This is a genomic window from Streptomyces sp. NPDC059398, assembly GCF_042751845.1.
Lineage (GTDB): Bacteria > Actinomycetota > Actinomycetes > Streptomycetales > Streptomycetaceae > Streptomyces.
Window position 1 is genome coordinate 6,577 of sequence record NZ_JBHYWP010000142.1, and the last position, 10,376, is coordinate 16,952.

Here is a 10,376-nt window from a genome sequence, read left to right on the forward strand (position 1 = left end):
TGGTGAGACCTGACGGGGCGTGACATGGGCGTCGTCAGCGGACCGACCGGGTCGCGGCCGCGGGCCCCCGCGGGGGGCGCGCGGGGGGGGTCGCTCTCGAGTCCGACCCGGGCGGGCCCATCGCCGGGGCGCGCCGCCCCCGCCCCCCCCGGGCCGGCAACCCAGCAGACGCAACAGACGCAACAGCGCAGTTCAGCAGAGGCCAGCAGGGAGGGCAGCCATGTACGTCTCATCGAGCCGGTCCACCCCGGCGCCCGGCACCGACCGGGACGCGCCGCCGTCCGGCGCGCCGTCGGCGGGGGGTCCACCGGCCGACGCACCGTCAAGGTCCTTACGGGCGCGGGCTGCCGTGGCGCCCAATGTGGTGGCCCTGGGGTCGGTCAGTCTGATCACCGACATCTCGTCGGAGATGATCACCGCGGTCCTGCCGATGTATGTCATCTACACCCTCGGTCTGAGCCCGCTCCAGTTCGGCGCCCTCAACGGCATGTACTTCGGGATCACCGCCGTCGTACGTCTCGCCGGGGGCCACGCGGCGGATCGCTGGCAGCGCCGCAAACTCGTGGCGGGCAGCGGCTACGCCCTCTCCGCCCTCTGCAAACTGGGCCTGTTCGCCGCAGGTGCGTCGGTGCCCGCCCTGGGTGTGGTGATCGCAGCCGACCGTACGGGCAAGGGGCTGCGCACCGGGCCGAGGGACGCGCTGATCTCCCTGAGCAGCACACCCGGGACGCTGGGGCGTTCGTTCGGTATCCACCGCGCACTGGACACCACCGGCGCGTTTCTCGGTCCCCTGGTCGCCTTCGCGCTGCTCCTGGCGGACCCTGACCGGTACGACACCGTGTTCGTGGCGAGTTTCTGCATCGCGGCTTTCGCGGTCGCGGTGCTGGCCCTGACGGTCCGTGACCGGCGGGAGGCGCAGGCCGGCCCGCGGGGCGCGACCCTGCGCGCCGCCCTGCGCCTCCTTCTGCTGCCACGCTTCCGCCGGGTCTGCGTCGGCGCGGCCCTGCTCGGCACGGTGGCGCTCAGCGATTCGTTCGTCTATCTGCTGCTCCAGGAGCGGCTGGACATCGCCGTCGCGTACTTCCCGCTGCTGCCACTGGGCACCACCGCCACCTATCTGCTGCTGGCGGTCCCGTTCGGGCAGCTCGCCGACCGGCTCGGGCGGCTGCGGGTGTTCGTCGGCGGGTACGGGGCGCTGCTCGGGGCGTATCTGCTTCTCTTCGGTCCGCTCGGCGGAGCCGCTCTGCTGATCGTGACGCTCGTTCTGCACGGCCTGTTCTACGCGGCGACCGACGGGGTCCTGATGGCCGCCGTGGGGCCGCTGCTCCCGGTGGAACTGCGGGCCAGCGGCATGGCCCTGATCCAGACGGGCCAGTCCGTCGCGATGCTGGCCTCATCGGTGCTGTTCGGCGCCGCCTGGACCCTGTGGGGGCTGCACACCGCACTCGCGGTGGCGCTCGCCGCGCTGTTCACGGCGATCCTCGCCGCGCTCTGGATCCTCCCCCTCCGTGCGGAGGGCAGCGCCGTATGAGCACCTGGGACAACCCCCGAAGCTGCTCACGGATGGGCACCGGGGCCAGAACGCTGATCCTGGTGGTGACCGCCCTGGTCCTGGCCACCGCCGCCACCGGCTACGTCATGCACGCGCGGGACGGGGCCGCCGCCGGCCCCGCCGGCCGTATCCGGCTGGACCGGCCGGGCCGGATCCTGTTCCGCGACACCGCGCCCGGGGCCGGGTTCGGCCGTGCCGCGACCGTGTCGGCCGCCGCCCCCGGCGCCGCGCGGACCGTCGGAGCGGTGCGGTGCGACCGTCTCTACGCCGCCCGCGGCACCGGTATCTGTCTGCAGCGCAAGGGGCCGGTGCCCGCCACCTACGTCGGCGTGCTCGACCGCGCCATGCACCCGACCCGCCGGATCAAGGCCGCGGGCTTCCCCAACCGTGCCCGGGTATCCGCCAGTGGCGCGATGCTCTCCTGGACGACCTTCGTCCAGGGCGACTCCTACCTCAGGGACGACTTCTCGACCCGTACCTCGGTCCTGGACACCAGGACGGGCAGGCTCCGCAGCAACATCGAGCGGATCCCGCTCACGCTCGGGGGCAGGCCGTACCACGCGGCGGACGTGAACTACTGGGGCGTCACCTTCGCCGCCGACGACAACACCTTCTACGCGACGGTACGCACCGGGGGCCGCACCTACCTGGTCAGGGGCGACTACCGGAAGTGGACGGCACGCACCCTGCGCACCAACGCCGAATGCCCCTCGCTCTCCCCGGACGGCACCCGCATCGTGTTCAAGAAACGCGTCAACGCCAGCGCCAACCGCCCCTGGCGGCTGTACGTCCTGGATCTGGCGACGATGCGGGAGACGCCCCTCGCCGAGGTCCACAGCATCGACGACCAGGCGGCCTGGCTCGACGGGCACACGGTGATGTACGGGCGGGCACGCGGCTCGGGCGGCGGCTGGGACGTGTGGTCGGTCCCGGCCGACGGCAGCGGCGCTCCCCGCCTGCTCATCCCTGACGCGACGTCTCCCGCGGTGCTGACCGGCGAGCGGTAGCCATGAGCCGGAAACCGGGAGGCGGTACGCGGGTCCGCCCGCAGCGGCCCCCGGCAGCCACGCAGCTGCCGGGGCGCCGATCACCCGGTCTTGCGTGCCACCCCTCCGTAGAAGCCGATCTCGCCGGAGCGTGCGGGCGGCGGAGTGTCGGGGCGCCAGAACGGCACCTGGGCCAGGCCGGGTTCGACAAGTTCGAAACCGTCGAAGAACCGTTCCACCTCGGCGTGCGAGCGCAGGTTCAGGGTGGCGGTGGCCTTGTGGTAGACGGCCTGCGCCGCACTCCGGTCGGCGAAGTCGCTCGTGGCGTGCGACAGGACCAGGAAGCTGCCGGGGGCCAGCGCGTCGCGCAGCGTCGCCACGACCTGCTCGGGCTTCTCGGCGTCCGTGAGGAAGTGCAGGACGGCGATGAGGAGCACGGCGACCGGCTCGCCGAAGTCGATGACCCGGCGGATGTCCGGGTGGTCCAGGAGGGCTCCGGGGTCGCGCAGGTCGGCGAGGACGACGCTGGTCGCACCGGAGCCGCTGAGCAGCGCGTTGGCGTGGGCGTTCACGATGGGGTCGTTGTCGACGTAGGCGATGCGTACGCCGGGCGCCACTTCCCCGGCGGTCTCGTGCACGTTCGGAGAGGTGGGCAGTCCGGTGCCGACGTCGAGAATCTGCCGGACACCGCTGGAGACCACGTGCCGCACGGCGCGCCGCAGGAAGGCCCGGTTGGCCCGTACGCCGATCCGTACCTCGGGCGCCGCGGCGGCGAGTTCCTCGGCGGCCTGCTGGTCGACCGGGTAGTGGTCCTTGCCGCCAAGCAGGTAGTCGTAGATCCGCGCGGGATGCGGCCTGCTGGTGTCGATCGCCTCGGCACGGAAGCCGTCCTGTCTCACGCTGCTGCCCCTCTCGGCCACCGCCCCGGCTCCCCGCCGGTGGACGGTCGCCGACAGCTTCGCACATCAACTCCGTTGCCCGGACGGCCAGGTGGCGCGGTGATCGCCGGGGCCGGCTCCCGCCCGCCGGGAGCCGGATCAGGCGAGGTCGAGAAGCTGCTCGTAGAAACCGCCGAAGCCGTTCTCCTCGTCGACCAGATGGACCTCCAGGATCCAGTGACAGTGCCACCCGGCCCGGTCGGTACGGCGGAGCGGGGTGTCGTTCTCCGGCGTGATGTACGACTCGGTCCTCGCGCCGTCGATCGTCTCGTGCGGGAACTCACCGACGAGATGGCCCGCGTGCCAGCCGCCCAGCGTCCAGCCCGCGCCTGCGGCCAGCCGGCCGACCTCCGCGTGGAGCTGCTGCCCGGTGATGCCGGGGTCCGCCCGGAACGCCTCCCGGCCCGCCGCGAACACCTCTGCCAGATCGTCGCGCAGCCGCCGCTTGTGCGGGTCGCCACCGAGGACGAAGGTGCGCCCGAAGTCCGCCTCGTACTCCTCGAAGACCGGCCCGAAGTCGGCGAACGCGATGTCGTCCTCGCGGATCACCCGGTCCGGCGGGTTCTCCCGGTACGGGTACAGCGTGTGCGGCCCGGAGCGGACGATCCGCTTGTGCCAGTGCTTCGTCGTCCCGAACATCTCGTTCGCGAGGTCACGGATACGGTCACTGACCTCCCGCTCACCGGCGCCCGGTGCCACCAGGCCGCGCGCCTCGACCTCCGCGAAGAGGGCCACGGCCTTGCGCTGCGCCTCCTCCAGGCCGAGGGCACGCAGTTGCTCGTCCATCCGGTCAGGCAGCGCCATGGTGCAGTCCCTCCGTTCCCCGGGCCCCGTGGGGTGTCGCCCGTACGAGGACGAGCGACCCTTCGTACTGCGGCCTGCCGCGCAGGTGGCCGAAGCGTGCGTCCCACACCCCGGAGTCCAGATCCGCGCGGAGCCGGCCGGTGAACCGCTCGCGTACCCCGTCGTCCACGAAGCTCCACGCCGAGCACGCCTGCCGGGCGGCGGGGTCGAGCAGCATCTCGGGGCGCCCGTAGTAGGCCTCGTTGAAGCCGTCCGTGCAGTCCAGCGGGATCGGTACGGCCCGTACGCTGACCGTGCCGCCGAGGGCGCGGGCCATCATCCCGATCGCGGGGTAGCGGCGGGCCTCGGTGTCGAGGACCTCGGGGGCGTACTCGTACAGCCAGAAGTCCCGTACGCGGTCCGGGTCACAGGTCAGTACCGTGACCGGGCCGCGGGTCACCCGGCGCATCTCCCGCAGCCCCCCGCCGACGTCGGACCACTGGTGCACGCTGAAGAGGGTCATCGCCCCGTCGAACTCCCCGTCCGCGAAGGGCAGGTTCTCGGCGACCGCGTCCACGGCGCGGGGCAGGCCGGTCGAGCGCCGGGCCCGCATCGACTCCGACGGCTCGACCGCGGTCACGGCCGGTGCGGCGGACTCGTACGAACCCGCCCCCGCCCCCACGTTGACGACTCTGCGGGCGCCGCCCAGGGCGTCCGCGATGACCTGGGCGATACGGGGATCGGGGCGCCTGAGTGCCACGCGGCCGGTGCGGACACCGCCGTAGCCGACGTCACCGGCGCCGCCGTCAGAGCCGCGGGCAACCGTGAAACCGTCCACGCCACCAGCCACCGTCTTCGCCTCCGCACCTGCCGGGAAATCCGTCTCCCCCATACTGCATCTGCGAAGGGCTTTCCGTATATCGGCTGTCGCATGCTCGTTCCATCAACCAAAAGCCTCGCAAGTGTGAGTCTGTCGACACCTCCAGGCACGGCTGCGGCCGAAGGCGAGCGACCCGGCCTCCTTCCGGAGAAACAGCAGGCCCGCTGTGCAATCAATTTAAGGTTAGCCTAACCTAAGCCCCATTCGAGTGGGCCGGGTCGCACGAACTCCCGCCGCCCGCACGGATCAGCGTCCCGAGCCCATACGTCCGAGCACATCGACACGGAGATCACCGATATGTCTTCGCACCCCGCCCAGCACACCCGCCCCAGCCCGGCGGCCGGTCCGTCCGGCGCGCCGGAACTCGCCGGCCGTGTCGCCGTGGTGACGGGCGCGGGCCGGGGCATCGGTGAGGCGGTCGTCCGGGCGCTCGTGGGACAGGGCGCGGTGGTCGTGGCGGCCGACAAGGACTCCGACGGCATCGGCCGGCTCGCGGCGGAGTACCCCGGGCAGGTGACCGCGCACCGGGCCGACGTCACCGACGCGGCCGAGGTGGACGAGCTGGTGGCACGGACCGAGCGGACCGAAGGCCCCCTCGCCATCGCGGTCAGCGTGGCCGGGATCCTGCGTCCCGCGCCCGTCGTCGAACTCGGCGACGCCGACTGGGCGGCGACCTTCGCCGTCAACACCACGGGCGTCTTCCACCTCGCACGGGCCGCCGCCCGCGTGATGGAGGCACGCGGCTCGGGCAGCATCGTCACCGTCGGGTCGAACGCGGCCGGAGTACCCCGCAGCGGCATGGCCGCGTACGCGGCGTCCAAGGCGGCCGCGGTCATGTTCACCAAGTGCCTGGGCCTGGAACTCGCACCGAGCGGTGTGCGCTGCAACATCGTCTCGCCCGGCTCGACCCTGACCGATATGCAGCGGCAGCTGTGGACGGACCCCGGGGCACCGCAGCGGGTCATCGACGGCGACCCGCTGACCTACCGCACCGGTATCCCGCTCGGCCGGATCGCCGACCCGTCCGACATCGCCGACGCCGTCGCGTTCCTCGTCTCCGACCGCGCCCGTCACATCACGATGCACGACCTGTACGTCGACGGCGGCGCCACCCTGCGGGCCTGACCGGCGCCCGCCCGCACTCCGCCGGCCACGTCCCGAGCCCACCCCACCACCTCTCCGATCGGAGCCCTACGTGACCTCCCTTCCCGACCTGGCAGGACCCCCGGTGTCCGGCTCCCCCCGCCATCCGGACACCGGACCCCGCCCCCTCGCGGCGGTCGGCGCCGCCACCGGGCTGCTCACCGCCTACGAGCCGGGCGACCACTGGTTCTTCGCCTCCCCCACCCGTACGCTGCTCGCCCACGGCGCATCCGTGGAAGTGCCGCAGGACGAACGCCCGCCCGCCGTACGGGTGTCGGAGCTGCTGGCGGAGCGGCGGAGCGCGGGTGAGCGTGCGGCGCTCGTCGTCGGTACGGTGCCCTTCGACCGGGCGTCCCCCGCGGTGCTCGCCGTACCGCACACGGTGAGCTGGGCGCCCGCGCTGCGCGAGGACCCGCTCATCGCGCTGCCCGCGCCTCCCGTCGCCTCCCCGGCGGGCGGCTGGACGGTACGGGAGGTCCCGACCGCCCGTGAGTACGGCGAATCGGTCGCCGAGGCCGTACTCCGCATGCGGGGCGGTGAGTTGAGCAAGGTGGTGCTCGCCCGCACCCTGGAGCTGACGTCCGCCGGTGAGCCCGACATCGCGGCGATCCTGCGGAGACTGGCCGGGTCCGACCCCGGCGGTTACACCTTCGCCATGCCGTCGGGCCCCGGCCGTACGCTGCTCGGCGCCAGCCCCGAACTGCTGGTCTCCCGGCGGGGACCGCGTCTCGTGGCCAACCCGCTGGCCGGGTCGGCGCCGCGCAGCGCCGACCTCGCCGAGGACGTGCGCACCGCGGCCGCGCTGCTCGAATCCGCGAAGGACCTGCACGAGCACGCGGTGGTCGTGGACGCCGTACGCACGGCGCTCGCCCCGTACTGCGCGAGCATCGACGTCCCCGCGCGCCCCACCCTGGTGCGCACCGCCACCATGTGGCATCTGTCGACCACCGTGACCGGTGAGGTCTCGGACCCGGCCGTGTCCGCGCTGGAGCTGGCCTGTGCGCTGCATCCGACCCCGGCCGTGTGCGGGACCCCGACCCCGTACGCCCGTGAGGTGATCGGCGAGCTGGAACCCTTCGACCGGGGGCACTACACCGGGATGGCCGGGTGGTCCGACGCGAACGGCGACGGCGAGTGGGTCGTCTCGATACGGTGCGCCGAGGCGCGGGGGCGTCTGCTGCGCCTGTACGCGGGTGCGGGGGTCGTGCCCGGCTCGACGCCGGAGGGCGAGACGGCCGAGACGGCCGCCAAGTTCCGTACCTTCCTGGACGCCGTAGGGGCGGGCGACGCCGTGGGGTCAGGGGACGCCGCGGGAGCCGGGACCGACGCCGCGAGGGCCGGGGCCGACGCCACGGGGGCCGGGCAGTGAGCGCCGCGGCGGACGGGGCGCCCACCTGGCCGGAGGAGTTCGCCGACCGCTACCGCTCGGCCGGGTACTGGCGCGGCGAGACCTTCGGCGGAATGCTGCGCGAGCGGGCCGGGCTGCACCCCGACCGGATCGCCGTCGTGGACCCGGCGGGCGGCCGGCGGGCCTGGACCTACCGGGAGCTGGACGAGCGGGCCGACCGGCTCGCCGCCGGATTCGCCGGGCGCGGCATCCGCAGGGGCGACCGCGTCGTCGTCCAACTGCCGAACATCGCCGAGTTCTTCGAGGTGGTCTTCGCGCTCTTCCGGCTGGGCGCGCTGCCGGTCTTCGCGCTGCCCGCCCACCGGGATCTTGAGATCAGCTACTTCTGCTCGTTCACGGAGGCGGTCGCCTACGTCGTCCCCGACACCCACGGCGGCTTCGACCACCGGGCCCTGGCCTCGGCCGTACGCGCCGAAGTACCCACGCTGCGCGAGGTGTTCGTGGTGGGCGAGCCGGGCGAGCACACCGCGCTCAGCGATGTGCCGCGCGACCCGGCGGACGGCGGCGCGTACCCGGGGGACGACGGACCCGTCCCCGGTGACCTCGCCTTCCTCCAGCTCTCCGGCGGCAGCACCGGGGTACCCAAGCTCATCCCGCGCACGCACGACGACTACATCTACTCGCTGCGCGGCTCCAACGAGATCTGCGGGGTCGACGGGGACTCGGTGTATCTGGTCGCGCTGCCCGCCGCGCACAACTTCCCGCTCAGCTCGCCCGGTTCGCTGGGTGTGCTGTACGCGGGCGGGCGCGTCGTGCTGTGCCCGCAGCCCGACCCGGCCACCGCCTTCCCGCTGATCGAGCAGGAGGGCGTGACCCTCACCGGTCTGGTGCCGCCCCTCGCCCTGGTCTGGACGGACGCGGGGCCCGGCACCCCGTACGACCTGTCCAGCCTGCGGGTCCTGCTGGTGGGCGGCGCCAAGTTCAGTGAGGCGGCGGCGCGCCGGGTGCGGCCCGCGCTGGGCTGCGCCCTGCAGCAGGTCTTCGGGATGGCCGAGGGGCTGGTCAGCTACACCCGCCTCGACGACCCGGGCGAGACCATGGTCACCACCCAGGGCCGGCCCATCTCGCCCGATGACGAGATACGGATCGTGGACGACGCGGACCGTGAGGTGGCCCCGGGCACCACCGGTCATCTGCTGACCCGGGGCCCGTACACGATCCGCGGCTACTGGCGCGCCCCGGAACACAACGCGCGCTCCTTCACCGAGGACGGCTTCTACCGCACGGGCGACGTGGTCCGCAGGACGCCCACCGGGCACCTCGTCGTGGAGGGCCGGGCCAAGGACCAGATCAACAGGGGCGGCGAGAAGATAGCGGCGGAGGAGGTCGAGAACGTCATCCTCGCCCACCCGGCCGTGCACGACGTGTCCGTCGTCGCCGTGGCCGACGGCTACCTCGGCGAGCGCAGCTGTGCGTACGTCATCCTGCGCCGGGATGCGGAGCCGCTGAAGCCGGCCGCCGTGAAGAAGTACGTACGCGAACGGGGGCTCGCCGCCTACAAGGTCCCCGACCGGGTCGAGTTCGTCGACGCCTTCCCGCAGACGGGGATCGGCAAGGTCAGCAAGAAGGACCTGCGCACCGCGGCCACCCCCGGCAGCTCTGTACCTGCGGCCGCCCCCGGCTCCTTCGTACCTGCGGCCGCCCCCGGCACCTCCGTACCCCAGCACCACCGAAAGGCTTCCGTCGTGGCACTTCCCGCCATCGCCCCGTACCCCATGCCCACACCGGACGAGCTGCCCGCGAACCGCGTCGAGTGGACCGTCGACCCGGACCGGGCCCTGCTGCTCGTGCACGATCTGCAGCACTACTTCCTCGACGCCTTCACCGAAGGCGCGTCCCCGGTCACCGAACTCCTCGACAATGTGGAGCGGTTGACGTCCGAGGCGCGCCGCAGAGGCATTCCGGTCGCCTACTCGGCGCAGCCCGGCGGCCAGACACCCGAACAGCGCGGGCTCCAGCAGGACTTCTGGGGCGCGGGCCTGCCGGACGACGACCACGCGAAGGCCATCCCGGCCGCGGTCGCGCCCCAGGTGGGCGATACGGTGATCACCAAGTGGAAGTACAGCGCCTTCGTCCAAACGCATCTGCTCCGGCGGATGCGCGACCTCGGGCGCGACCAGCTGATCGTCGTCGGGGTGTACGCGCACATCGGTGTGCTGATGAGCGCGGCCGACGCCTGGATGCAGGACATCAAGGCGTTCGTCGTCGCCGACGCGGTCGCCGACTTCTCCCGGCAGGACCATGAGATGGCCCTGCGCTGGGCGGCCGGCCGGTGCGCCGTCGTCACCAGCACCGAAGCACTTCTCAAGGAGCTCTGAGCGGTCATGGCACTCACCGTGGAACGGATCCGCGCGGACGTCGCGGACGCCCTGGGCGAGGACCCGGCGGACATCCCCCTCGACGAGAACCTGGTCGACTACGGGCTCGACTCCATCCGCATCATGACCCTCCTGGAGGGCTGGCGGCGCGACCACGGGGTGGAGGCCGGATTCGCGGATCTGGCCGAGCGCCCCGAGATCGCCCTCTGGGCGCCCCTGCTCGGGACCGGTGCCTGACCGCTCTCCCGGCGGTGGCCCGCAGCGGCCGCGCGGCCCCCCCCGCCACCCGCCCGGGGGGGCCGCTCCGGCTGAGCCCCCCGCCCCCCCGAGGAGGGCGGCGGTGCCGGGGTAACCCCCCAGCGCGGCCT

At 73.1% G+C, this 10,376-nt stretch carries 9 protein-coding genes and 1 pseudogene; 7 read left to right on the plus strand and 3 right to left on the minus strand.

The genetic code is table 11. The annotated features are described in order from the left end of the window. Positions 1 to 220: 220 nt before the first annotated feature. Together ACFXBC_RS32890 and ACFXBC_RS32895 are read left to right on the plus strand one after the other, a co-directional pair. Positions 221 to 1,531: an MFS transporter gene (locus ACFXBC_RS32890; RefSeq protein WP_385032998.1), complete on the plus strand. Its 1,311-nt coding sequence runs from the start codon at positions 221 to 223 to the stop codon at positions 1,529 to 1,531. Next, a complete protein-coding gene (locus ACFXBC_RS32895; RefSeq protein ID WP_385033001.1) occupies positions 1,528 to 2,559 on the plus strand; it encodes a TolB family protein in 1,032 nt (343 codons plus the stop codon). Before ACFXBC_RS32890 ends, ACFXBC_RS32895 begins: the two co-directional genes overlap by 4 nt. An 80-nt stretch (positions 2,560 to 2,639) precedes the next feature. On the opposite strand, the gene ACFXBC_RS32900 is transcribed toward ACFXBC_RS32895, so the two are convergent. The 3 genes from ACFXBC_RS32900 to ACFXBC_RS32910 all read right to left on the minus strand — a co-directional run bounded on the left by ACFXBC_RS32900 (position 2,640) and on the right by ACFXBC_RS32910 (position 5,151). After that, positions 2,640 to 3,437 carry an SAM-dependent methyltransferase gene (locus tag ACFXBC_RS32900; protein WP_385033004.1) on the minus strand — a complete coding sequence of 266 codons (798 nt, stop codon included), beginning with the start codon at positions 3,435 to 3,437 and terminating at the stop codon, positions 2,640 to 2,642. A gap of 138 nt (positions 3,438 to 3,575) precedes the next feature. Further along, positions 3,576 to 4,280: a M24 family metallopeptidase gene (locus tag ACFXBC_RS32905; RefSeq protein WP_385033007.1), complete on the minus strand. Its 705-nt coding sequence runs from the start codon at positions 4,278 to 4,280 to the stop codon at positions 3,576 to 3,578. Beyond that, the gene (locus ACFXBC_RS32910) at positions 4,267 to 5,151 is read right to left on the minus strand and encodes a class I SAM-dependent methyltransferase (RefSeq protein ID WP_385033010.1); all 885 of its coding nucleotides are present in this window, start codon (positions 5,149 to 5,151) and stop codon (positions 4,267 to 4,269) included. Before ACFXBC_RS32910 ends, ACFXBC_RS32905 begins: the two co-directional genes overlap by 14 nt. Positions 5,152 to 5,436: 285 nt before the next feature. Between ACFXBC_RS32910 and ACFXBC_RS32915 the strand changes: the two genes are divergently transcribed. The 5 genes and pseudogenes from ACFXBC_RS32915 (at position 5,437) to ACFXBC_RS32935 (ending at position 10,245) form a co-directional block, all read left to right on the plus strand. Beyond that, a complete protein-coding gene (locus tag ACFXBC_RS32915; protein ID WP_385033013.1) occupies positions 5,437 to 6,264 on the plus strand; it encodes a 2,3-dihydro-2,3-dihydroxybenzoate dehydrogenase in 828 nt (275 codons plus the stop codon). 70 nt (positions 6,265 to 6,334) lie between these two features. Next, complete coding sequence (locus ACFXBC_RS32920) at positions 6,335 to 7,651, plus strand: isochorismate synthase (RefSeq protein ID WP_385033016.1); 1,317 nt, start codon at positions 6,335 to 6,337, stop codon at positions 7,649 to 7,651. Next, positions 7,648 to 9,297, plus strand: a pseudogene (locus ACFXBC_RS32925) ((2,3-dihydroxybenzoyl)adenylate synthase); the annotation flags it as partial. The gene ACFXBC_RS32920 and the pseudogene ACFXBC_RS32925, both read left to right, overlap by 4 nt. A 108-nt stretch (positions 9,298 to 9,405) precedes the next feature. Continuing rightward, the gene (locus ACFXBC_RS32930) at positions 9,406 to 10,008 is read left to right on the plus strand and encodes an isochorismatase family protein (protein ID WP_385033025.1); all 603 of its coding nucleotides are present in this window, start codon (positions 9,406 to 9,408) and stop codon (positions 10,006 to 10,008) included. Between the two features lie 6 nt (positions 10,009 to 10,014). Further along, positions 10,015 to 10,245 carry a phosphopantetheine-binding protein gene (locus ACFXBC_RS32935; RefSeq protein ID WP_385033019.1) on the plus strand — a complete coding sequence of 77 codons (231 nt, stop codon included), beginning with the start codon at positions 10,015 to 10,017 and terminating at the stop codon, positions 10,243 to 10,245. Positions 10,246 to 10,376: the final 131 nt, after the last annotated feature.